Raw genomic sequence first — 21,295 nt, forward strand, 5'->3', positions numbered from 1 at the left:
CCGCGTAGCGTGGCCGTCATGGAGTACACACGACTGGGATCGTCGGGACTGAAGGTCAGCCGCATCGTGCTCGGCTGCATGAGCTTCGGCACGCCGGGCTCGCAGCTGGAGTGGTCGCTGGGCGACGACGACGCCGAGCCGATCTTCCGGCAGGCCGTCGAGGCGGGCATCACCTTCTGGGACACCGCCAACATCTACGGGCACGGCTCGTCGGAGGAGATCGTCGGCCGCGCCATCGGCACGTACACCTCTCGCGAGCAGGTGGTCCTCGCGACCAAGCTCTTCTCCCCCATGCACGACGGCCCGGGCGGCCAGGGTCTGTCGCGCAAGGCCGTGATGGAGCAGGTGGACGCCTCGCTGAAGCGCCTGGACACCGACTACATCGACCTCTACCAGATCCACCGGTTCGACCCCGAGGTCCCGGTCGAGGAGACGATGGAGGCCCTGCACGACGTCGTCAAGGCCGGCAAGGTGCGCTACCTCGGCGCCTCCTCGATGTGGGCGTGGCAGTTCGCGAAGCTGCAGTCGGCCGCGTACGAGGGCGGTTGGACGCCGTTCGTCTCCATGCAGGACCAGTACAACCTGCTGATGCGCGAGGAGGAGCGCGAGATGTTCGGCCTGCTCGAGGACCAGGGTGTCGGCTGCATCCCGTGGTCCCCGCTCGCTGGCGGCAAGGTCGCCCGGCCGTGGGGCCAGCACGGCACCAAGCGCTCGGACGAGGACCGGCAGACCGACATGTTCGGCCGGCCGCTGTGGCGCGACGGCGACGAGCAGGTGGTGAACGCCGTCGAGAAGATCGCCGGCGAGCGCGGCGTGTCCATGGCGCAGGTCGCCCTCGCGTGGGTGCTACGCAATCCCGTGGTGACCGCCCCCATCGTCGGCGCCACCAAGCAGCACCACCTCGAGGACGCCGTCGCCGCGCTGGACCTGGAGCTGACCGACGACGAGGTGGGCGCGCTCGAGGAGCACTACGAGCTGCGCGAGCCGACCTTCTTCTAGATCGGCACCGCCCCCGAGAGACTCGACCAGCAAGGAGACCCATGGACTGCCGACCCCTCGGACGCACCGGCGTCCAGGTCAGCCCGCTCTGCCTCGGCGCCATGATGTTCGGCCCCTGGGGCACCGACGACCGCGCCGACGCCATCCGCATCATCCACCGCGCGCTCGACGCCGGGATCAATGTCGTCGACACCGCCGACGTCTACTCGGCCGGGGTCTCCGAGGAGATCGTCGGCGAGGCGCTGCAGGGACGGCGTGACGACGTCGTGCTCGCCACCAAGTTCGCGCTGCCGATGGACGACGACGTCAACCACCGGGGCGGGTCGCGGCGCTGGATCATGCGCGAGGTGGAGAACTCGCTGCGCCGGCTGCGGACCGACCACCTCGACCTCTACCAGGTGCACCGCCCGAGCGCCGACATCGACGTCGAGGAGACCCTCGGCGCGCTCACCGACCTCGTGCGGCAGGGCAAGGTCCGCTACCTCGGCTCCTCGTCCTACTCCGGGTCGCAGATCGTCGAGGCGCAGTGGGCGGCGCGGGAGCGCCACCTCGAGCGGTTCGTCACCGAGCAGCCGCCGTACTCGATCCTCGTCCGGGGCATCGAGGAGGACGTGCTGGCCACGACGCAGCGGCACGGCATGGGCACCCTGACCTACAGTCCGCTCTCCGGCGGCTGGCTCTCGGGCCGGTACCGGAAGGACGCGCCGAGCGCACCTGCGTCGAGCCGCCGGCCGAGCGCCCGGTTCGACATGAGCGCCCCCGCCAACCAGCGCAAGCTCGACGTCGTCGAGGACCTGGCGCAGCTGGCGGAGAGCGCAGGCATGAGCCTGATCGAGCTGTCCATCGCGTTCGTCATCAACCACCCGGGCGTGACGGCGGCGATCGTCGGACCGCGCACGATGGAGCAGCTCGAGTCCTACCTGCCGGCCGCGGACATCACGCTGACGGACGACGTGCTGGACCGGATCGACGAGATCGTCGCGCCGGGCGTGACGCTCAATCCCGACGACAACAGCTACGGCGACCGGGAGCTGCAGCCGGCGTCGCGTCGACGGTGAACGCGCCGGTGACCCGGCAGTCACACCCGCTGGTCGGCGTCACCGTCGTCTCGCTCGCGATCAACCTGCCCGGCCCGCTGGCCGTGGGTCGGCTGGCGTCGCTCGGGGCGTCGGTGACGAAGGTCGAACCGCCGTCCGGGGACCCGCTCCGGGCGGCCGCACCGGCCTGGTACCGCGACCTGCACCGGGACGTGACCGTGGTGACGCTGGACCTGAAGCGGGAGGCCGCCCGTCTCGAGGAGCTGCTGACCGGCGCGGACGTGCTCGTCACGGCGATGCGCGCGGAGGCGGCTGCACGACTCGGGCTGCCGGAGTTGGTCGCGCGGCTCGGCCTGGCGCACGTCGAGATCGTCGGACACGACGACGGCCGGCCCGGGCACGACCTCACGTTCCAGGCGGAGGCCGGGCTGCTGTCCTCGACCGACGCGGAGTTGTCGATGCCGGTGGCTCCCGTCGCCGACCTGCTCGGTGCCGAACGAGCGGTGTCCGCCGCGCTGGTCGCCCTGCGGCTGCGGGAAGTGGGTGCCCCGGCGCACCAGCGCGTCGTCCTCGCCGAGGCGGCACACGACGCGGCGGCCGCCCTCCGGCACGGGCTCACCGGTCCCGGTACGCCGCTCGGCGGCGGCCTGGAGCAGTACGGGCTGTACGCGACGGCCGATGGGCACGTCGCCGTCGCGGCGATCGAGCCGCACTTCGCCGCACGGCTGACGCAGCTCGTCGGTGGCACCCGTGCGGAGCTGACCGCGCGGTTCGCGGAGGACACGTCGGCGGCGTGGGAGCGGTTCGGCCGCGAGCGGGACCTGCCCATCGTCACCGTCCACCAGATTTCCCAGCACGACCAACCAACCGAAGGAGACACATGAGCACCATCGCCATCGTCGGAGCAGGCAAGGGACTCGGCGCCGCCGTCGCCCGCAAGTTCGGATCCGAGGGGTTCGACGTCGCGCTGATCGCGCGCAACCAGGAGCGGGTCGACGCACTGGCCGCGGAGCTGCAGGGTGAGGGCATCACCGCCCGCGGGTACACCGCAAACGTGCGGGACCCGCAGTCGCTCATCGCCGCGCTGGATCGGGCGACGCAGGAACTCGGCCTGATCGAGGTGCTGCAGTACAGCCCGCTGCCGCAGAAGGAGTTCCTGCGCCCGGTCCTGGAGACCACGGTCGAGGACCTCAAGGGCGCCGTCGAGTTCTCCATCTACGGGCCGGTCGCCGCCGCCCACCAGGTGCTGCAGGGCATGCGCACGCTGGGCACGGGCTCGATCCTGCTCGTCAACGGCGGGTCGGGCGCGAAGCCGAGCTCCGGCGTCGCGGGCACGTCGATCGCCTTCGCGGGCGAGACGGCGTTCGCCGCCATGCTGCACGAGACGCTGAAGGACGAGAACATCGGCGTCGGGCAGATCATCATCCCCGGCGCGATGGGGGACGAGGGCTCGACCAAGAGCCCGGCCGCGGTCGCCGACAAGCTGTGGCACCTGCACACCCACCACGACGAGTTCCGGGTGTACGCGGAAGAGCTGCCGGGGTCGTGGGAGCCCACGGCCTCCTGACCGCCTGACACGAACGCGAGCCCCGACACCCATCTGGTGCCGGGGATCGCTGTTTTCGGGGGGCGTCAGCCGGCGAGGAACGGGACGAGGAGCGCCGCCAGGGCCTCCGGGCCCGCGTCGTGGCCCTGGTCCTCGATGACGGAGAACGTGCCGTTCGGCACCGTGCGGGCCACCTCCTCGGCGCCGAAACGCAGGAAGGCCGGACTCGCGCCGCCCGCGATCGCCAGCACCGGCACCGGGATCTCCGCCCACCGCGCCGGCACCGAGCTGTCCCCCATCACGGCGTCGTCGTAGGCAAGGGTCGGGGCGAGGGTTTCCATGCCCGCCCACGCCGGCGAACCGCGCATGCCCGCGACGGCCTCCGGCGGCATCCCCACCCGGCGCAGGAACGCGGCCACCGCCTCATCGGGTCGGTCCGCCGCCAGTGCGGCGGTGAGCTCGGCGGTGTACGCCGCCGCCGCCGGGCGCGCCTGTTCGGGCATGAACGGGGGTTCGAACACGGCGACGCGACCGACCTGTCCGGGGCCCAGTGCGGCGGCCGCGGCGAGAGCCAGCGCTCCCCCGGACGAGATCCCGACGAGGGCAACGGGTCCGCCGGTCGCGGCGATCAGCGCGGCGAGATCCTCGATCTCCCGTTCGACCGCGTACGGCGCCGTGTCCGAGCTTCGCCCGCGTCCGCGACGGTCGTAGAGGTGCACGGTCAGCCGGTCCCGCAACTGCTCGGCCAGCGGCCGCATCGGACCGGACTCGCGGAAGCACATCGCGCCGTCGATGAGCACGACGGACGGGCCGGACCCGGTGGTCTCGTGGTCGATGACGGTTCCGTCAGCGGAGATGGTCTGGGACATCGATTCCTCCCTGGCTGGGCGATCCGTCGCGGACCGCGGTGGTGGTGTACGCGGCCGGCATGCCGCGGCCGAGCAGCCCGTTCAGTTCGTCGAGCGCCGCGCCGAAGCCGCGTTCGACACCCCGGGCGATGGCGGCGTCGCGATCCGTCGTGGAGTGGTACCGGAGCTCCGCCGTGAGGAGGGTGATGTTGCCGGTGGCCGCCAGGGTGAGGGTGGTGACGGTGGGGGCGAGCGCCGTGGTCACCGCACCGTGCTCGTCAGAGGAGTTCTCGACCCAGGAGATCCGCTCGGGCGGCACGATGTCCCGGTACACCGCTCGCATCCAGTGCTCCTGGCCGTCCGTGCTGCGCAGCCGGTAGTGCCAGATGCCGCCAGGTCGGAAGTCCACGGTGCAGTCGACGACGGGACAGGACGGCGGGCCCCACCAGCGTCGGAGATGCTCGGGACGGGACAGGGCCCGGAAGACCTTCTCCCGCGGGGCGGTGAAACGCCGGGTGAGGATGAGGGCCTGCGGCAGCCGCGTCACCGTGGTCGCCGCGATCATCCGTCCTCCTCGGGCATCTCGTCGAGGTAGTCCTCGAGCCGGTCGATGCTGGCCGACCACAGCCGCGTGTGGCGGCGCGCCCAGGCCTCGACGCGTTCGAAGGCGCCGGTTTCCAGGTGGCAGTGCCGACGCTGTGCCTCGCGGCGGCGCGAGATGAGTCCGGCGCGCTCGAGCACGGTGAGATGCTTCGAGATCGCCGAGGTGCCGAGGGGGAAGCCCGCGGCGAGCTCCGAGACGGTCGCGTCTCCGTCACGGAGCCGATCGACCAGGGCGAGGCGTGTCGGATCGGCCAGGGCCGTGAACGTCAGCGCCAGCTCGTCACTTCGCCCCTTATTTCCGCTAACGGAAATTTCCATATGAGTAAAGTAAGCCGGGGTTTCGCCGCGGTCAAGAAGGTAGAGGCCAGAAGCCTGCCGTCACCGGTGTGTGCCGCGTGCCGATCCCCAGTGGGGCGCGCATGACGACCGTTCAATGGACGACGATGGTGTCCGACTCGCTCAGTTGCCGTCGGCGAGGCGTCGGATCTCCGGCGCCACCGGCCGGCCGGCCTTCTCACGGGCCTTGATGTAGACCTTCGCGGCGGCCTGCCGATTCGCCGCGCTCCGGGCGCGGAAGGGCTTCTCCCCGGCGGAGGGGGGTGCTCTCCTGGCGAACCTGCTGGACCACGGCGGGCGACCAGGAACGGCGCTGCCGCGCGGGGCGGCGGTCTCCCCAGCCGAGTGCGTGTGCCCTGGTCATCCATCCTCGATTCCGGTGGCTCCAGTCTGCCGAGCGTCGTTGACGTCGTCCAGCGACGCAGTCGCGTCGTCGTTCAGCCAGGCGAGCACCTCGCGCAGCGACGGCGGGCGCGTGCTCGTCGACACCGGCCTGACGGAACTGCACCCGCTGGTCGCGGACATGGATCCGCACCTGACTCCCCTGGCCACGCAGGAGGGGGCGATCTCGACCCGGAGCTGATGTGGCTCCGGGAACTCGCGGCCCGCGCGTCAGAAGGTGATGATCGGCTTGATCGTCTGCCCGCTCTTCGAGTCCTCGAACGCCTGGTTGATCGACGCCAGCGGATACGTCTGCGTCAGCTTCTCGATCGGGAACTTCCCCTGTCGCCACAGGTGCACCAGGGCCGGGATGAACTGCTGGGGGACGGCGTCGCCCTCGATGATGGTGCGGAAGGACCAGCCCTTCATCAACGAGCTGCCGACCTCGAAGGACACCTCGTCGCCCGGGGTCGGGGCGCCGACCAGACCCACGCGGCCGTTGATGCCGACCGAGTCGGCGGCCTGGCGGGTGACCGCGGTGATGCCCGTCGTGTCCAGGGCGACCCGGAAGCCCTCTCCCCCGGTGATCTCCTCCACGCGGGCCGCAAGGTCCTCGGAACCGGAGTTGATCGTGTGGGTCGCCCCGAACTCGCGGGCCGCCTCCAGCCGCGAGTCGACGAGGTCGATGGCGACGATCGTCGTCGCGCCGATGGCCGCCGCCGCCATCGTCGCCGCCGACCCGACCGCGCCGGTGCCGAAAATCGCCACCGACTCCCCCGCGCGGACGGCCATCGAGTTGATGATCGCGCCGGCGCCGGTCATCAACCCGCAGCCGAGCGGCCCGAGGAGTTCCAGCGGGGCGTCGTCGTCGACCTTGACGACGGAGCGCTCGGCCGCGTTGACGTGGGTGGCGAAGGACGACTGGCCGAAGAAGTGGGAGGAGACGGAGGTGTCGCCGTCGCGCAGGGCCGTGGAGCCGTCGGGCCGGGTGCCGGCGAAGTTCCGGTCGTACATCTCGACGCAGTAGGAGGGGCGGCCCGCCAGGCACTGCCGGCAGGCGCCGCAGGAGTTGAAGCCGAGCACCACCTTGTCGCCCGGCTTCACCGACCGCACGGCGGAGCCGACCTCCTCGACGACACCGGCACCCTCGTGGCCGAGCACCGCCGGCAGCGGCGTCGGGTAGACCTGGTCACGGATGATCGCGTCGGTGTGACAGACGCCGGTGGCGACGATCTTGACGCGCACCTCGGTCGGCCGGAGGTCGTCCAGCTGCAGGGTGGTGATCTCGAACGGCTCGCCCTTGCCTCGGGTGATGGCTGCCGTGATGTCCATCGATGACTCCTTCGTCGGGGGTGGATCGGCGGTCACGACCGACTCTAGACTCCCCCACCGACGAGTCGCGCCGGCTCCGGCCCCGGTGCGGGCCTCGGCGCCGTCATCCGAAGAGCCACTGGACCTCGGTGCGGTCGTTGCGCCAGTCGCGGTACTCGAAGACGAGGTTGATGATGGTCGTCAGGATCGCCACCACCAGAGCCGACGCGATGCGTTCGCCGTACCCCTTGACCTCGCCCCACAGGACGCCGCCCCATCCGAGGCACGGGTGTCAGCGATGCGGCCGCGGTGAGCATGGTGAGCAGGACCAGCCAGAGCAGGAGACTCCGTTCCCGGGGGCGCTCCGTCACCACGTAGGTGGCGAACCGCAGGGTGCGCGGGGTCGCGATGACGCCCTTGGCCAGCGTCCGCTCGTCGCCGGCCGGCCGGATGACCACCTCGTCGTCCAGGCGAAGATCCGTCGCCGCGCCGCCGAACGCCTGCATGAACGCCCGTGGGAGGGCCCCGGCCACCGTGTTCACCGCGTGCTTGATCGCCTCGATGCTCTCCGTCGTCCCAAAGAGGCGGATCAGCATGACCTCATCGCGTTCGAGGCTGACGATGCCCTCGACGGAGTCCACCTGGATGAAGAGGCACTCGCTCACGGCGAGTTGCTGCTGCACGGCGTCCGGCAGGCGCGCCCGGAGGCGCTCGACCTGCGCCCGGCGCCAGGCCTCGGTCTCCGGTCCCTGGTGCGGCAGCCAGGAGGTGCTGCGGAGCGCCTCGACGGCATCGTCGCGGGTCAGCGTCCGGCCCGGCGTGGGGAGGGTGAGGACGGCGCGCACGTTCCGATTTTCGCAGACGAGGGCCGGCACAGGAGGAGGATGTCGCACGGCGATTCTCGACGGGCCACGTCGACCACGGTCGAGGCAACCGTCTCGTCCCGGCGTTCCTGCCCGCTGGTGCTGCGGGGCAGGAATGCCGGGACGCGTGATGTCGGCGCATCGACCGGGTGCTGGTCACGTCCCGGAGCGCTGACGGCGACCGAGGTAGGTCGACAAGCCGACGGCCGCAAGGAGGGCCACACCGTTGAACACGTTCGAGGCCCATCCACTCGCGCCGGACAGCGTCAGACCGCTCACCGAGATCGACACGAACACGGCACCGATGATGGTTCCCACCACGTTGAAGAACCCCGGGCGGATCGCCGTCGCACCGAGGAAGACCGCGGCCAGTGCAGGAAAGAGCAGCGAGTTGCCATCGGACGCCGATCCCGATCCGGTTCGCGACAGCTGGAGTACACCTGCGACTCCCGCGATGGTCCCGGCGACGATGAAGCTCCACCACACGTTCCTGGTCACCGGTAGCCCGACCAGCTTCGCCGCGGTCGCATTGGAGCCGATCGCGTACAGCGAGCGCCCGTACGGCGTGTGCGTGAAGAAATACCACGCCACGGCGCCGACCGCGAGGGTGATGAAGAAGACCAGGGGGATGCCCAGCAGCCGGGAGGAGCCGAAGCGGACGAGCGCCGGATCGATGCCTCCGATGATCGTCTGCCCGTTCGTGTACCAGATCATCAGGCCCGAGAGCAGCATGGCCATCCCCAGTGTCGTGACGAACGGACTCATCCCGAGCCTCGTGACGAAAAAACCGTTCACCACTCCCACCAGCATCCCCAGCAGGATGGGCAGGACGATCGCGACCCAGAGGGGCAGGCCCAGCTTGGCCATGAACCCGGCGCAGAGCACCTGGGACATCGCCGCCGTCGCGCCCAGGGAGAAGTCGAAGTAGCCGGACACCAGCGGGAACAGTGCTGCGACAGCGACGAGTGCGACCACTGCTTGGCTGCCGAGTATCACATTGAGGTTGTTGATCGTGGGGAATGCTCGCGATGATGCCGGGAAGAAGGCGAAGAACACCCAGACCAGCACGGTCAGGGCGGGCAGCGCGTACCCCTCGAGCAGCTTCAGTCGCATCGGCCGACGCTTCACCGGAACGGCGGCGGCATCAGCCGTCGTGGCAGGCATGGTCTGTGTCATGATCGCGTCTCCGTGCTCGCATCGTTCATTTTCTTCTCGCGCAGGACCAGGCTCGTCAGTCCGTCGACGTCGAGTTCGCCGGCGAGGACCTCGTCACTGATCTCTCCACGACTGAGGACGAGGGTCCGGTCACACAGCGCGTGGATCTCCGCCAGGTCGCTGGAGGCGACCACGACCGCGCAACCGTCGGCGGCGGCGCGGCGGATGATGTCATAGATGTCCGCGCGGCTCATCACGTCGACGCCCTGGGTCGGCTCGTCCAACAGCAGCAACGTCGGCTTCCGCTGCATCCATCGGGCGATCACGACCTTCTGCTGGTTTCCACCGGACATCGCGGAGAACAGCGCGTCCGGACCGGCGACCTTCACGCCGAATGACCGGATGAGATCCGTGGCTCTGCGCCGTTCGCGGCCACGCGGCATGAACCCGTGGGTCCAGTTGTCCGTGAGCGTGCCGATGGCGAGGTTCTCCGACACCGTCCGCTCCAGGAACGCTGCCTCTCCCGCACGGTCCTCGGGCACCAACCCGATACCGGCAGCCATCGCGTCGCCGATGTTCTTCGGACGGTACGGCGTGCCGTCGAAGTCCATGCTTCCGGCTTCCGCCGCGTGCTCCCCGAAGATCACCTTCAGGATGCTCGAGCGTCCGGAACCGACGAGGCCCGCAAGTCCGAGGATCTCGCCGCGATGCACGGTGAAGTCGATGCCGCGCAGCGGTCCACCCCGAAGTCCCGACACCGAGAACACCGGCGCCCGATCCCCGCTGGACGCCTCGCCCGTGGGCCGGAGCGCCTTCACCGCACGCCCGGCCATGGTCTGGATCAGCTCGTCTTCGGTAGGAGAATCGTCGACGATGGTGCCTGCCACCCGACCGTCGCGGTAGATCGTGAAGTCGTCGGCCACAGCGAGCACCTCGCGCAACCGATGGCTGACGATCACGACCGTCTGTCCCAGTTCGGCACGACGCCGTACGCGTTGCAGCAGCACCTCCGACTCGTGCGCGGCCAGCCGTGCCGTCGGTTCATCGAGCACGAGAACCCGGCGATTGTCCTCGTCCTGGTCCTGCAACGCACGGGCGATCGCGACCATCGTGCGGTCGGACGGTCGCAGCTCGCGCACCGGTGTCTCGGCACGCGCGTCCAGCTCGTACTCCCCCAACAGGGCGTTGACGCGGCGCCGCAGCGTTCGCCAGTCGATTCCGGGGCCCCGACGCGGATACCCGTTGTCGAGTGCGAAGTTCTCCTCGATGGAGAGGTCCTCGAACAGGCCGAGGTCCTGGTGCACGAAGCGCGTGCCGGCGGCCTGGGCGGTCGTCGGCGTGTAACCGTGCTGCAGGTCGAACGGCTGCCCGAAGATCTCGAGCTCGCCAGCGTCGGCCGAGTACACGCCGGCGAGAATCTTGATCGTTGTGCTCTTGCCCGAGCCGTTGCCGCCGAGAAGGGCGTGAACCGTTCCGGGACGCACCACCAGAGACACGTCGTCCAACGCGCGAGTGCCCGAGAAGTCCTTGCTGAGATGAGCCAGACGCAGCGCCGCGGCCGTCTCCAGGTCTCCCGGAGACGCCGCCGACGCGCCGCCTATCACCGCGTTCGTCACTTCCCCCACGCCTTGAGGAACTTCGAACGGAAGTCGACCGAACCCTCGTATCCGCCCGACATCGGCATGTTGTGGTCGGCGTCGATGACCTGCACGGACTGGCCGATGTAGGCCGGATCCTGCTTGTTCATCACCCTGAGCGCGGTGTCGATCGATCCCCATCCCTGCCACGCGTTGCCCATGGCGACCGTCGCATTGATCCCGGATTTGCCGTTGCGGATCATGTCGATGGCGCCGTCGCCGCCGAAGGCGCCGATCACCGTGAGCTTGTCGGCGAGGCCGGCCTGGTCGATCGCCGCGGCGAGCCCCGTCTCGAGATAGCTGTCGGTGGGAACGATCAGGGCGTTCGCGTCGGGATTGGCCAGCAGCGCGCTGGTGACCTTCTGCAGGTAGGAGTTGTCGGCCGTTTCCGGATCGGAGACGTCGATGGTCTGCAGAACCTCGCCGCCACCCAGCTTGGCGAGCTGGTCCTTGAAGGACTGGGTGATCCAGGGACCCCAGGCGTTGGTGGTGCTGTTGATAACGATGGCCTTCACGTTGCCGTTGTTCTTGCCGTAGACGTAGTCGGCCATGAGCTGACCGAAGACACCGAAGAAACCGGTCTTGGGTGCGTCCTTGAGCCACAGCCGCTCCGAGTTCCACACCTTCGGGGAACAGTCGTCGACGCCCCCGCCACCGATGATGGTGACGCCGGCATCGTGCGCCTCCTTGAAGGCGGCCGCGGCCGCGCTGCAACTGATGCCGATCGGCACGAGGACGTCGGCGCCACCCGCGATGGCCTGCCGGATCGCGGTGGCGAAACCCTCAGGATTGAGCTTCCCGTCGACGATCTTGCCGGTTCCGCCGGCCTTCTCGGCTGCCTCCACCACGGCCGCGGCAGGCTGGTGGCAGGTGGCGAGCTGCTCGCCGCACGACATCACGTACACGTTCATACTCTTGGGAACGGTGGTCGACGCGAGGTCCGACAGGTCCGAGCCCACGCCCTTGTACGCCTCGTCGAGGGCTTGCTGGACACCGGCACTGGTTTCACCGCCACCGGTGTTGGTCGCGTCGCCGGACGTACCAGCGCCATCGCTGCAGCCGGAGAGGACGAGCGCGGCGAGGATGAGCGCGGATGCTGTCTGCGCTGCCTTGGCCTTGATCACAACTTGCCTCCATGAGATCGGCGACGGCGCTGGACTCAAGACGGCCGCGCTGCCGCAGGGATCGGTTCGGTGACCCTGATCACACAGTCAAGAGGCAGGAAGGAGCGAGAACCAGTGGGACGTGGCGATGGAAACCATCGACGGGCAGGATGAGTGCGGTCCGTGACGTGTCCCTAGAGTCAACGTCCATGACGATGACGACGCCCTCCGCCGCCGAGCTCTTCTCGCTGGAGGGCACGGTTGCCCTGGTCACCGGGGCGACCTCCGGGCTGGGCCTGGCCGCCGCCGAGGCGCTGGCCTCCGCGGGCGCGCGCACCGTTCTCAGTGGCCTCGAGTCGGCACACCCGGGACGGATCGCGGCAGAGCGCGCGATCGACGGCTTGCCGATCGAGGGCATCGCCTGCGACGTGACGTCACAGGCCCAACTGGAAGAACTCGTCGCTCGGACGCTCGACCGGCACGGGCGGATCGACACGGTGTTCTGCAACGCCGGTCTCGCACTCGACATCGGCCCGCACACGACCAGCACCGACGAGCAACTGGACCGGATGTTCGACGTGCACGTGCGCAGTGTGCTCCGGCTGGCCAACCTCACCCTCCCGCAGATGGCCGCGCACGGTGGCGGCTCGTTCATCATCATGTCGAGCCTGTCCGGCCTGCGCGGAAACGCCCGGCTCGGCTTGTACGGCGTGACGAAGGCCGCCAACGCCCAGCTTGCCCGCAACCTCGCGGTGCAGTGGGGCGAGCACGGCGTACGGGTGAACGCGATCTCGCCGGGCGTCATCGCCACGGAGTTCGCCAAGCCCATCACCGAGGGCGAGGAGCGGGAGGCGCGGCTGGCGAAGACGCCGATGCGCCGCTTCGGGGACGCGAGTCACGTGGCAGGTACGTTGCTGTACCTGGCCTCCGCGGCAGGCGGATTCACGACCGGCCAGAACATCGTCGTCGACGGCGGCACCCTGGTGGCCGACTGATGGACGGACGTGCTCACGCAGCGAGCTGGGCCTCCAGCCACGACTACTCAGCGGAGCTTCTGAGCGCCCGTCCTGGTTGAGGGGCGCAACGGCAGATCGGAGCCGAACTCGACGCGCTCGGCTGTCTTGCGGAGAATGCCCACGAGCCAGCGCAGGGCAGGATCGTCCTTCTTCGACGGATGCCAGTAGACGACCTCGACCAGCATCGGCACCGGGACGGGCGTACGGGCGACCATGAGCCCCAGTTGATCCCCGTAGAGATCGGCGACCCGCTCGGGCACGAAACCATACCCGTCGGTGCCCTGGATCATGAACGGCACGGGGAGGAAATCGGACACCCTCATTGCGACGACCGGCGTCACCCCCGCACTCATGAGCGCATTGTTCGCGACCATCGGCACCCCATCGGCGAAGGTCACGTCCACGTACGGAAGCGTCTTCAGATCCTCCATGGAGAGCGCACCGTCTTGCAGGCGCGGATGGTCCCGACGCACGAGGCAGACGAAACGGTCCGAGAACAGCGACTGGTGCTTGCCGGGCAGCGAGCGGTCGGACGTGGCGACGATGACGTCCTTGCGGAGCAGGTCCACCGGGTCGACCTGGTACAGCGCGTCGAATTCCACCGAGGTGCCCGGGGCCTCGTCCGCGAGGACCTCCAGCAATGGAGCCGTCATCACGGACAGGGCGTAGTCGGATGCCGAGATCCGGAACCGCCGGTCGCTCGTAGCGGGGTCGAAGGCCGGGCGGAGCGTGAAGGTCCGGTCGACCTGGACCACCGCTTCGCGGACGATCGGCTGCAGGGCTCGGGCCCTGTCGGTGAGTTCGAACGTGCGGCCACTGCGGATCAACAAGGGATCGCCGATCACCTTGCGGAGCTTGGCGACCGCGCCGCTGACGGCGGGTTGCGTGAGCCCAATGGCCTCGCCGGCGCGGGTCAGGCTGCGCTCGGTGAGGACGGCATCGAGTACCACGACGAGATTGATGTCGATGCCACGAAGATCGTCCATACCGTGAGTCCCGCTCCTCTGCGCGTCGCTCACAGCATAACCAGGCAACAGGTCCGACCCGCGCGGGTCCGGTCAGAGCCGGTCTGCACCGTAGGTGCGTCGCGCCCGGGGGACCGTGTACGCGGGACTGGTCCGATCGACGATCGTGTTCTCGATGGTGCCCAGACCCTCCACGGTCATCGTGACGACATCACCGACCTTCAGCGGCGGCGGTGTCAGGGTCCCGCTGCGCGCCCAGTGTTCGGACAGAGCGCCTCGTGAGGCGGTGCCCGTCGCGAGCACGTCGCCGGCGCCCACCCAGGCATCTCGAGACGCATGCACGAGCAGCTCCTCGAACGACCAGGACATGTTGCGCAGGTTGTCGGTGCCGACGACCTCACCGTTGATGGCGACAGACATCTCCAGGGCGTACCGGTCGCCCTCCCGGTACTGCTCCAGCTCGTCGGGCGTCGTGAGCCACGGACCGAGGGTGTTGGCGAAGTCCTTGCCCTTGGAGGGGCCGAGTCCCACCCGCATCTCGTTGCCCTGGACGTCCCGTGCCGACCAGTCGTTAAGGATGCAGAAGCCGGCGATGTGCTCGAATGCCTCCTCGAGAGAGACATCACGGACCGTGTTCTTCACGATCATGGCCACCTCGAGCTCGAAGTCGAGCTTCTGCGTGAACGGAGGCATCGGGATGCCGGTTCCGGTCGGCACGACCGACCAGGGATTCATGAACAGGAACGCCGGCGCTTCATACCACTGCTCGGGCACGGTGCCGTCACCGGGCTCGTTCTTCTTCATGCCGGCGATGTGCGCCTCGAACGCCAGGAAGTCCCGCATGGCGCGCGGCTCGACAGGTGAGAGCAGCTCCGTCTCCGAGACGGCCTTGCGCTGCTGTTTCCCGCTGCGCAACAGGACGTCGTAACGCTCGGCCTCCGGTGCCCGCAACAACGGCAGGATCTCAGCGTCCAGGGGAAGATCGTGCACTCGATCGTGGCGGACCGTGCCGGTGTGCGCGATCCCCCGCTCCACGTACCGGACGTACCGGGGCATCAGTAGTCCAGGGTCTCGTAGAAGTCGCGCTGACGCGTCTCCAGGGCGGGGATCGCCTGACCGAGCGCCCACTGCTCGAAGTGCGGGTAGGTGCCGTGCTTCTTGAAGGCGGCCTCGTCGGTGTACACCTCGAAGATGCGGAAGACGTTCGACTCCTCCGGGCTCTGGTACGCCTGGTAGTACAGGTTGCCGGGCTCGTCGCGGGAAGCCGGCGAGAGCTTCGCCAGAGCGGAGCGGACGGTCTCCTCCTCTCCGGACTTGGCGATCCAGGTTGCGCTGCAGACGAAGGCCATCAGGGTTCCCCTCTCGAGTTCACGGCCGGATTGTTCCCGGTCGTCTTTCACGCTACGGATGCCCCGTGGCCTCGACCACCGGTCCGGATCGATGCCTCCCATCGGCCGAGGACGAGGTCAGCGGGTGCGGACCCGCGGGCGGCTGCGGGCCGGGGGAATGTCAGGAACCGGCCGGCTGCACCCCACCCTGCCGGTGAGCGTGCCCAGACGCTCCACGTCCAGCGTGACCTCGTCCCCCTCGACCAGCGGTGGAGGCGTGCGAACACCGTGGCGTCCCCACAGTTCGCCCAGGCATCCTCCGTTGCCCGCCGTGCCGGATCCCAGCACGTCGCCGGGGACCACGCGCGTGTTGCGCGAGGCGTAGGCGACCAGCTCCCCGAAGGGCCACCCCATGTTCGAGAGCAGGTCGTACCCGACCCGTTCGCCGTTGATCCGCGCCTCCAGCTCGAGGGCCAGGAACCCCTCGTCGTCGATGAGATCGGAGACCTCGTCCGCCGAGACGATCCATGGGCCGAGTGCCGTGCCAAAGTCCTTGCCCTTGGCCGGCCCCAGTCGCACCTGCATCTCACGGGCCTGCACATCGCGGGCGGACCAGTCGTTCATGATCGTGTACCCGAAGATCGCCCGCGCACCCTCGGCCGCCGTGAGGTCCACTCCGCCGCGGGGCGGGGCACCGATGACCGCCGCGACCTCGAGTTCGAAGTCCAGCGCCTCCGTGGCCGGCGGGGTGACCGCCTCGTCGGGGCCGAGCACGGAGTGTGGGTTGGTGAAGTAGAACGTGGGATAGCGGTACCAGGAATCGGGCACACCCCCGACGCCGTCCACGGAGACCGAGACTCCCTCGACGTGCTCCTCGAAGGCGACGAAGTCCCGGATCGTCGGTGGGTCGAGTGGAGCGAGCAGCCGCACATCCCCCAGTGCGGGCTCGCTGCCGTCGGCGGCGCCGACCAGCCGCTCCCCCGCCGCCAGGGCCGCGTCGAGCCCGGCCTCGAGCAGACCGGCCGTCGTCGTGTCGTCCGCGAAGGCGATCATCCGGCCTTCATGCACGATCCCCTCGTGCTCGGCCCCTCGGTGCTTCCAGCGTGCAATGCGCATCTCAGTCCTCCAGTATCGCGACGGCGCGGGTCCAGCCGGCGGAGGCACCGCGCACCTTGGTTGGGAAGCAAGCGACGGTGAACCCGTCGTCCGGCAGCGCCTCGAGGTTCTGCAGCTTCTCGATCTGGCAGTAGGCGACGTCGGCACCGGCCTTGTGGCCTTCCCAGACGGTGCTGGCGTCGCCGGTCTCCTCGAAGATCCGCCGGCCGATGCTCACGGGCATGTCCCACCCCCAGGCGTCGGTGCCGACGACGCGGACACCCCGGTCGGTGAGGTGCTTCGTGGCCTCGCGACCGAATCCGATCCCGGTGTCGATGTAGTCGTCCTGTCCGTAGGCAGCCGAGGCGACCGTGTGCACGAGCACGATGTCGTACGGCAGGAGCTCGTGCCCGGCCCTCGAGAGCGCGTCGTCGATATCGGCAGTGGTGACCAGGTGCCCGTTCGGGAGGTGCCGCAGGTCCAGCTTCACGCCAGGTCGGTAGAACCAGTCCAGTGGCACCTCGTCGATGCTCCACGCCTTCTCCCCGCCGTTCATGGTGGGGTGGTAGTGCCATGGGGCATCGACATGGGTACCGGCGTGCGTGGTGACGGTCATCGTCTCGGCCGCCAGCCCCTTCCCCTCGGGGAGCTGCTCGGGGAGGATCCCGTACATCGCCTGCAGGTCCGCGAGTCCGGCGATGTGGTCTTTGTAGTCGATCCTCGGCCGCAGGAACGGCGGATCGACGGGAACGACGTCGTCCAGCGGCATCGAGAGATCGATGATGGGCATGTGGTCTCCTCGACTCGGCGTCCCTACATCCTGGGTCAACGCGCGTCGCGGCGGCACTGGGTACCAGGGATGGCTCACATCGCGGAGTGCTAGATCCGGCTCTCCCCGCCGTCCACGAGCAGCGTCTGCCCAGTCATGAAGGCCGCGTCGTCGGAGACGGCGAAGGAGACCACCGCGGCAATGTCGCCGGGCTCGCCGGTTCGCGGGATGGCTTGACGGGAGCGGACCACGGCGAAATGCTCCGCCGGCACGTCGTGCAGCGCGTGCGAGGTCGCCGTCAGGCCGGGCGCCACCGCGTTCACGGTGATCCCGTCGCGTCCGAGCTCGGTGGCCAGGGCGCGGACCATACCGGTGAGAGCTCCCTTGCTGGCGATGTAGTGCGTCATCCCGGGTGGAGGGGCGAACTGGCTCGACGACGTGATCATCACGATCCGGCCCCAGCCGGAAGCCTGCAGGTCGGGAAGCGCTGCGCGCACGATATGGAAGGCACCGTCCACGTTCACCCGGAACGTGCGCGACCATGCCTCCGGGTCGAGCTCGCCGAACGGCAGGACCACCTGATACGCCGCGCAGTGCACGACGATCGACACCGGGCCGGCCACGTCGTGGACGTGGTCGACGGCGGATGCTACGGCTGAACGATCGGTGATGTCGCAGCCGATGTCGATGATGCCCGGGCGAGGTGCGTCCGGAGCAGCGACGTCCAGACTCGCCACGACCAGTCCGTCGGCCTTCAGCCGCTCGGCGATCGCCGCTCCGATGCCGCTGGCACCGCCGGTCAGCACGACGACGCGTGACGATCCAGGGCCGGCGGTCACCACGTCTCTCGCAGCTGGGCGGGCCAGATGCCGTGGCGGCCGGGGTTGAGGATTCCCTGCGGGTCGACGGCGTCCTTGATCTTCTCCACGAACCGGCGGTAGGCGTGATCGTTGAAACCGTACTGCTCCTGCGCGAGGTCCATGAACTGCAGGTGCGCGCGGTATTCGCCGTAGCCGATCCTGCCGCCCTCGCGCACGAGTTCCTGCATGACGCGATAGCCGCTGACCGTGGACTCTTCGTCGTCGATGTCGAAGGTGATGCCGGCGACGCTGCACAGCGACCGCTCGTTGATCACGATCAGGTCGGCGGTGTGGTCGAGGCCGTTGCGCTCGAACTGCGCCTTCAGCCACATCTGCAGGTCGTACACCTGACGGCCGGACAGCGGCGCCACCGGAGCGAAGCTCATGTGCCCGCCGTGCTCACCGCCGCGCCAGCCCGCCATCGTGTTCCAGTCGAGGTTCGGCACGCCGGCGTACACGCGGTCGGAGGGATCGGGGAGGCTAGCCCACCGGTCCGGCCCCGTGGTGGTGTGCCGGATCGATGCACCAGCGATCGGGCCGAACGCCGCGGTGACCTTGCGCAGCTTGATCGCAGCGATCTCCGCATCGTCGTAGAAGGCGAAGCGCAGGTGCCAGCGGCCGATGCCGAGCTTCGCGGCGATCTCGTCGATCACCCCGTCGGGAATCACCCCCTCCTTCGGCTCGTACCACGTCGTCCGCGGGGCGATCGTGCTGGCGATCAGGAGCGTGTTCAGGATGCAGGGAACACCGTCGATCGTGCCGTCCAGCCGGAGGCGCCTCAGCGTGTCGACGAGAGGGATGAGGTCCTCGTCCCGCGGGACGTCCACGTGGACGTGGGTGATCGCCTCCGGCTTGGGCATCAGCCACAGGCCGAGCTTGGTGACGACGCCGAAGTTGCCCTGGAAGAACAGCGGCTCGATCGTCGGACCGAGGTTGCGCGTGTAGAGGTTCCAGCTGGCATTGCCCTCCATGGCGCCCATGCCGGTGCGCAGCAGCTCTCCTTCGGCGGTCACCACCTCCAGGCCGCAGATGTTGCGCCAGTCCTTGCCGTACGGCAGATAGGTCAGCCCGTTATCCTGCTGGTTGCCGCCCATCGACCCCCAGCCGAGGTCGGGCACGCTCACCATCAGGTCGGCTCCCGCCGCCTCGATCGCGTCGTAGATGTCCTGGAAGCTCGCGCCGGGCTCGATGAGGGCGACACCCAGCTCCGTGTCGATCTCGAGGACCCGGTTCATGCGGCGGAAGTTGATGGTGATGCCGCCGGACACGCGGGGAGCCGCACCACCGTAGCCGTTGTTCCGGCCCTGTCCCTGCGCCCACAGGGGAACGGCGTATCGGGCGGCGGTCCGCACAATCTCCTGCACCTGTTCGGCGCTGTCGGGGAACACGACACCGGCCGTGGCGAAGGCATCCCACTCCGGGGGCTGATAGGGGTCGCGGTACTCGCCGCCGTCACCGGTGATGACGCGATCGGCGCCGATGCACCCGGCGATCTCGCCCAGCGCCGCCTGCACCGTGGCGGTGCCGACCGCGGCCGTCACCACGGGGAGGAAATCGGGGGTGACTCTGCTCATCTGCTCTCTCCTTCGAGTTGCGGCACGGAGGGCCGCTCTATCATTCAAAACCGTAGCGAGCGCTATGGTTTTGATTCCAGTCTCCTTGTCGGCGAGGGACAATGCCTGCCTGCCGATATCACGTATCGAGCGACCCTGTGCGTGCGGGATCGCTAGGCTGGGCCCATGCCCGCCGGTGACCTTCGTCCGCCCCGGCAGGAGCGCACCCAGGCCGCGTGGGAGCGGATCCTCGATGCGGGTGTCGCGATTCTCGATGAGCACGGGTACGAGGGATTCACCATCGCGTCCATCTGCGCGCGAGCCGGGGTCACCCCACCGACGATCTACGCACGCGTCCGCGGCAAGGAGGCGCTCTTCTTCGCCGTGTTCGAGCACGGCTTCGAGCCCGTGCGACGCCGACAGCAGGAGGAACTGACGGCAGCGGGCACCGGCACGGTATCGCCGCAGGACGCCGTCCGACAGGCCATCACCGCCATCGTGACCACGACCCTCGTGCACGAGCGGTTCCTGCGCACGATCGTCCACCGGGCCGAGGACGACGACGAGATCGCCCGGCGCACGCGCGACGCGAGGGCAGGAACCGCGACGCGATTCCGCGAGCTGGTACTGCGGCACCCGGAGGCGCTCCGCGATGCCGCACCGGAGCGGATCGACAGGTGCTTCCGTGTCGTTTTCGCCGCGCTTATGGCGCGCGTCGCCTTCGGCACGTCGCTCGACATCGGCGCGGAGACCAGCGACGCCGAGTTCCTCTCCGACCTCCAGGAGATCGCCCTGCGCACCCTGTTCCGCGAGACCGCTGCCTCGTAGGGCCGACGGTCTCGCGGAACCGGAAGGGGCTCAGGCCGGATTGCGTCCGATGAAGAACTCCGAGAAGGGGTCGGCCGTCGGCTCGAAGCCCGACGCGATCAGACCCTGCTTGAGCGTGTTCATCTGTGGGTCGTGGATGCGCTGGGTCGGCAACCGCAGCGGGCCGCCGTTGTAGCCGCGCAGCCAGCCCTGGAACTTCCACAGCTGCCGGTCGATGAAATGGCCGCCGTTCAGCTGCTGTGCCATGGCGCCCTTCGCCTTCCGGGCCGGGTGCATCTTCCAGTACAGCTCGGTGACCTCGTTGAATCTGCCGGCTCGCAGCAACCGCATCGCCTCGGGGATCGTCGGCCCCCAGAACTCGTGATCGCTCGTGGCGGACAACTGGATCGGGATCAACTGGCCCAGCGGCAGCAGCTCACCCTCGATGGGGCACGAGATGACGACCTCCTCGCCGAACAGGCGGTGCGCCTCGACGATGCCCATGATGGAGGGGAAGCCGCCCTCGGCCTTGATCACGGCGATGTTGGGGATGTCGTCCAGCAGCCGGCGGATGAGCCGTGCGGGGATGTCCGAGGGGTGGATGCGACTGCTGAAACCCCACAGGAACATCGGGAACAGGATCACCGCGAGGTTCGTGGCGTCGCACACGGCCTTCGTGTAGTCGTAGATCTCCTGCTCGGACTGTGGGTAGAAATTCGGCGGGTAGGACAACAGCACGAGCTCGGCGCCGGAGGCCTCAGCGCCCTTCACGGCCTCGACGTTCTGCTCGAGGGTGCTCCAGCTCGCGTGATGAACCACGACGAGGTCTCCCCCCGCCTCGTCCTTCATGATCTCGAGGAACCTCAGGTATTCGGGCAGCGTGATGTTGACCTCGGAGACTCCCAGCGAACCGAGGAAGCCGTGCTCCCTGGCGAGCCGGACGTCGTGCCGGATGCCCTTCTCGTTGATGGCGGTGAGGTCGTTCGTGAACGAGGGGATGGTGCAGTTCACCGCGCCGACGAGGCGCTCCCTGGCCCAGTCACGCGCTTCTGTCCTGGTGTAGTCAGCCATGGTCTCTCTCTC

Annotated in this window: 23 protein-coding genes; 7 read left to right on the forward strand and 16 right to left on the reverse strand. The window is 68.9% G+C overall.

Features of this window, described 5'->3' with window-relative positions; translation table 11 throughout:
* The first annotated feature begins 18 nt into the window (after window positions 1–18).
* The 4 genes from IEX22_RS04535 to IEX22_RS04550 are packed head-to-tail and all read left to right on the forward strand — an operon-like array spanning window position 19 to window position 3,603.
* Window positions 19–999, forward strand: a complete 981-nt coding sequence (locus IEX22_RS04535; protein ID WP_188666825.1) for an aldo/keto reductase — start codon at window positions 19–21, stop codon at window positions 997–999.
* A 41-nt stretch (window positions 1,000–1,040) separates the two neighbouring features.
* Window positions 1,041–2,057, forward strand: coding sequence for an aldo/keto reductase (locus IEX22_RS04540; RefSeq protein WP_188666827.1), 1,017 nt, complete (start codon window positions 1,041–1,043; stop codon window positions 2,055–2,057).
* An 8-nt stretch (window positions 2,058–2,065) separates the two neighbouring features.
* Entirely contained in the window at window positions 2,066–2,920 is an 855-nt protein-coding gene (locus tag IEX22_RS04545) for a CoA transferase (RefSeq protein ID WP_188666829.1), read from the forward strand.
* Window positions 2,917–3,603, forward strand: coding sequence for an SDR family NAD(P)-dependent oxidoreductase (locus IEX22_RS04550; RefSeq protein WP_188666831.1), 687 nt, complete (start codon window positions 2,917–2,919; stop codon window positions 3,601–3,603). The genes IEX22_RS04545 and IEX22_RS04550 overlap by 4 nt, the downstream gene beginning before the upstream one ends.
* A 65-nt stretch (window positions 3,604–3,668) precedes the next feature.
* Here the strand turns inward: IEX22_RS04550 and IEX22_RS04555 are convergent, their stop codons facing one another.
* The 3 genes from IEX22_RS04555 to IEX22_RS04565 are packed head-to-tail and all read right to left on the reverse strand — an operon-like array spanning window position 3,669 to window position 5,351.
* Window positions 3,669–4,451: an alpha/beta fold hydrolase gene (locus IEX22_RS04555; protein WP_188666833.1), complete on the reverse strand. Its 783-nt coding sequence runs from the start codon at window positions 4,449–4,451 to the stop codon at window positions 3,669–3,671.
* Window positions 4,429–4,995 (reverse strand): SRPBCC domain-containing protein, encoded by a 567-nt coding sequence (locus tag IEX22_RS04560; RefSeq protein ID WP_188666841.1) that lies wholly within the window; start codon window positions 4,993–4,995, stop codon window positions 4,429–4,431. The genes IEX22_RS04555 and IEX22_RS04560 overlap by 23 nt, the downstream gene beginning before the upstream one ends.
* Window positions 4,992–5,351, reverse strand: coding sequence for an ArsR/SmtB family transcription factor (locus tag IEX22_RS04565; RefSeq protein ID WP_188666843.1), 360 nt, complete (start codon window positions 5,349–5,351; stop codon window positions 4,992–4,994). Before IEX22_RS04565 ends, IEX22_RS04560 begins: the two co-directional genes overlap by 4 nt.
* A 421-nt stretch (window positions 5,352–5,772) precedes the next feature.
* On the opposite strand from IEX22_RS04565, the gene IEX22_RS15780 reads away from it, so the two are divergent.
* The gene (locus IEX22_RS15780; RefSeq protein WP_229659772.1) at window positions 5,773–5,952 is read left to right on the forward strand and encodes a hypothetical protein; all 180 of its coding nucleotides are present in this window, start codon (window positions 5,773–5,775) and stop codon (window positions 5,950–5,952) included.
* 29 nt (window positions 5,953–5,981) lie between these two features.
* Here IEX22_RS15780 and IEX22_RS04575 read toward each other — a convergent pair whose 3' ends face one another.
* The 5 genes from IEX22_RS04575 to IEX22_RS04595 form a co-directional block, all read right to left on the reverse strand.
* On the reverse strand, window positions 5,982–7,082 hold the full coding sequence (locus IEX22_RS04575) for an NAD(P)-dependent alcohol dehydrogenase (RefSeq protein ID WP_188666845.1): 1,101 nt from the start codon (window positions 7,080–7,082) through the stop codon (window positions 5,982–5,984).
* 44 nt (window positions 7,083–7,126) lie between these two features.
* A complete protein-coding gene (locus tag IEX22_RS04580) occupies window positions 7,127–7,906 on the reverse strand; it encodes a hypothetical protein (protein WP_188666846.1) in 780 nt (259 codons plus the stop codon).
* 174 nt (window positions 7,907–8,080) lie between these two features.
* Window positions 8,081–9,100, reverse strand: a complete 1,020-nt coding sequence (locus tag IEX22_RS04585; RefSeq protein ID WP_188666849.1) for an ABC transporter permease — start codon at window positions 9,098–9,100, stop codon at window positions 8,081–8,083.
* Window positions 9,097–10,695, reverse strand: coding sequence for a sugar ABC transporter ATP-binding protein (locus tag IEX22_RS04590; RefSeq protein ID WP_188666851.1), 1,599 nt, complete (start codon window positions 10,693–10,695; stop codon window positions 9,097–9,099). The genes IEX22_RS04585 and IEX22_RS04590 overlap by 4 nt, the downstream gene beginning before the upstream one ends.
* Window positions 10,692–11,840: a sugar ABC transporter substrate-binding protein gene (locus tag IEX22_RS04595; protein ID WP_188666853.1), complete on the reverse strand. Its 1,149-nt coding sequence runs from the start codon at window positions 11,838–11,840 to the stop codon at window positions 10,692–10,694. Before IEX22_RS04595 ends, IEX22_RS04590 begins: the two co-directional genes overlap by 4 nt.
* Before the next feature lie 188 nt (window positions 11,841–12,028).
* Here IEX22_RS04595 and IEX22_RS04600 point away from each other — a divergent pair, with 188 nt between their 5' ends.
* Window positions 12,029–12,814, forward strand: coding sequence for an SDR family NAD(P)-dependent oxidoreductase (locus tag IEX22_RS04600; RefSeq protein ID WP_229659773.1), 786 nt, complete (start codon window positions 12,029–12,031; stop codon window positions 12,812–12,814).
* A 47-nt stretch (window positions 12,815–12,861) separates the two neighbouring features.
* Here IEX22_RS04600 and IEX22_RS04605 read toward each other — a convergent pair whose 3' ends face one another.
* From IEX22_RS04605 to IEX22_RS04635, 7 genes are all read right to left on the reverse strand, one after another.
* On the reverse strand, window positions 12,862–13,821 hold the full coding sequence (locus tag IEX22_RS04605) for a LysR family transcriptional regulator (protein ID WP_188666855.1): 960 nt from the start codon (window positions 13,819–13,821) through the stop codon (window positions 12,862–12,864).
* A 72-nt stretch (window positions 13,822–13,893) separates the two neighbouring features.
* Window positions 13,894–14,856 carry a fumarylacetoacetate hydrolase family protein gene (locus tag IEX22_RS04610; RefSeq protein ID WP_188666857.1) on the reverse strand — a complete coding sequence of 321 codons (963 nt, stop codon included), beginning with the start codon at window positions 14,854–14,856 and terminating at the stop codon, window positions 13,894–13,896.
* The gene (locus tag IEX22_RS04615) at window positions 14,856–15,149 is read right to left on the reverse strand and encodes a putative quinol monooxygenase (RefSeq protein ID WP_188666859.1); all 294 of its coding nucleotides are present in this window, start codon (window positions 15,147–15,149) and stop codon (window positions 14,856–14,858) included. The genes IEX22_RS04610 and IEX22_RS04615 overlap by 1 nt, the downstream gene beginning before the upstream one ends.
* Window positions 15,150–15,266: 117 nt before the next feature.
* The gene (locus IEX22_RS04620) at window positions 15,267–16,244 is read right to left on the reverse strand and encodes a fumarylacetoacetate hydrolase family protein (protein WP_188666861.1); all 978 of its coding nucleotides are present in this window, start codon (window positions 16,242–16,244) and stop codon (window positions 15,267–15,269) included.
* A 1-nt stretch (window position 16,245) separates the two neighbouring features.
* Window positions 16,246–17,013, reverse strand: coding sequence for a cyclase family protein (locus IEX22_RS04625; protein ID WP_188666863.1), 768 nt, complete (start codon window positions 17,011–17,013; stop codon window positions 16,246–16,248).
* 89 nt (window positions 17,014–17,102) lie between these two features.
* Complete coding sequence (locus IEX22_RS04630) at window positions 17,103–17,831, reverse strand: SDR family NAD(P)-dependent oxidoreductase (RefSeq protein WP_188666865.1); 729 nt, start codon at window positions 17,829–17,831, stop codon at window positions 17,103–17,105.
* Window positions 17,828–19,426, reverse strand: coding sequence for an FAD-binding oxidoreductase (locus IEX22_RS04635; protein ID WP_188666867.1), 1,599 nt, complete (start codon window positions 19,424–19,426; stop codon window positions 17,828–17,830). Before IEX22_RS04635 ends, IEX22_RS04630 begins: the two co-directional genes overlap by 4 nt.
* 165 nt (window positions 19,427–19,591) lie before the next feature.
* Here IEX22_RS04635 and IEX22_RS04640 point away from each other — a divergent pair, with 165 nt between their 5' ends.
* Window positions 19,592–20,233, forward strand: coding sequence for a TetR/AcrR family transcriptional regulator (locus tag IEX22_RS04640; protein ID WP_188666869.1), 642 nt, complete (start codon window positions 19,592–19,594; stop codon window positions 20,231–20,233).
* A gap of 30 nt (window positions 20,234–20,263) precedes the next feature.
* Here the strand turns inward: IEX22_RS04640 and IEX22_RS04645 are convergent, their stop codons facing one another.
* Window positions 20,264–21,283 carry a dihydrodipicolinate synthase family protein gene (locus IEX22_RS04645; protein ID WP_188666871.1) on the reverse strand — a complete coding sequence of 340 codons (1,020 nt, stop codon included), beginning with the start codon at window positions 21,281–21,283 and terminating at the stop codon, window positions 20,264–20,266.
* Window positions 21,284–21,295: the final 12 nt, after the last annotated feature.

The sequence above is a fragment of the Tersicoccus solisilvae genome, assembly GCF_014643255.1.
Lineage (GTDB): Bacteria > Actinomycetota > Actinomycetes > Actinomycetales > Micrococcaceae > Tersicoccus > Tersicoccus solisilvae.

Bases quoted from the DNA above. Each gene is read 5' to 3' on its own strand.
- IEX22_RS04535 (WP_188666825.1), top strand. From the start codon at position 19: ATGGAGTACACACGACTGGGATCGTCGGGACTGAAGGTCAGCCGCATC.
- IEX22_RS04540 (WP_188666827.1), top strand. From the start codon at position 1,041: ATGGACTGCCGACCCCTCGGACGCACCGGCGTCCAGGTCAGCCCGCTC.
- IEX22_RS04550 (WP_188666831.1), top strand. From the start codon at position 2,917: ATGAGCACCATCGCCATCGTCGGAGCAGGCAAGGGACTCGGCGCCGCC.
- IEX22_RS04555 (WP_188666833.1), bottom strand. From the start codon at position 4,451: ATGTCCCAGACCATCTCCGCTGACGGAACCGTCATCGACCACGAGACC.
- IEX22_RS04560 (WP_188666841.1), bottom strand. From the start codon at position 4,995: ATGATCGCGGCGACCACGGTGACGCGGCTGCCGCAGGCCCTCATCCTC.
- IEX22_RS04565 (WP_188666843.1), bottom strand. From the start codon at position 5,351: ATGGAAATTTCCGTTAGCGGAAATAAGGGGCGAAGTGACGAGCTGGCG.
- IEX22_RS04575 (WP_188666845.1), bottom strand. From the start codon at position 7,082: ATGGACATCACGGCAGCCATCACCCGAGGCAAGGGCGAGCCGTTCGAG.
- IEX22_RS04585 (WP_188666849.1), bottom strand. From the start codon at position 9,100: ATGACACAGACCATGCCTGCCACGACGGCTGATGCCGCCGCCGTTCCG.
- IEX22_RS04600 (WP_229659773.1), top strand. From the start codon at position 12,029: ATGACGATGACGACGCCCTCCGCCGCCGAGCTCTTCTCGCTGGAGGGC.
- IEX22_RS04605 (WP_188666855.1), bottom strand. From the start codon at position 13,821: ATGGACGATCTTCGTGGCATCGACATCAATCTCGTCGTGGTACTCGAT.
- IEX22_RS04610 (WP_188666857.1), bottom strand. From the start codon at position 14,856: ATGCCCCGGTACGTCCGGTACGTGGAGCGGGGGATCGCGCACACCGGC.
- IEX22_RS04615 (WP_188666859.1), bottom strand. From the start codon at position 15,149: ATGGCCTTCGTCTGCAGCGCAACCTGGATCGCCAAGTCCGGAGAGGAG.
- IEX22_RS04620 (WP_188666861.1), bottom strand. From the start codon at position 16,244: ATGCGCATTGCACGCTGGAAGCACCGAGGGGCCGAGCACGAGGGGATC.
- IEX22_RS04625 (WP_188666863.1), bottom strand. From the start codon at position 17,013: ATGCCCATCATCGATCTCTCGATGCCGCTGGACGACGTCGTTCCCGTC.
- IEX22_RS04635 (WP_188666867.1), bottom strand. From the start codon at position 19,426: ATGAGCAGAGTCACCCCCGATTTCCTCCCCGTGGTGACGGCCGCGGTC.
- IEX22_RS04640 (WP_188666869.1), top strand. From the start codon at position 19,592: ATGCCCGCCGGTGACCTTCGTCCGCCCCGGCAGGAGCGCACCCAGGCC.
- IEX22_RS04645 (WP_188666871.1), bottom strand. From the start codon at position 21,283: ATGGCTGACTACACCAGGACAGAAGCGCGTGACTGGGCCAGGGAGCGC.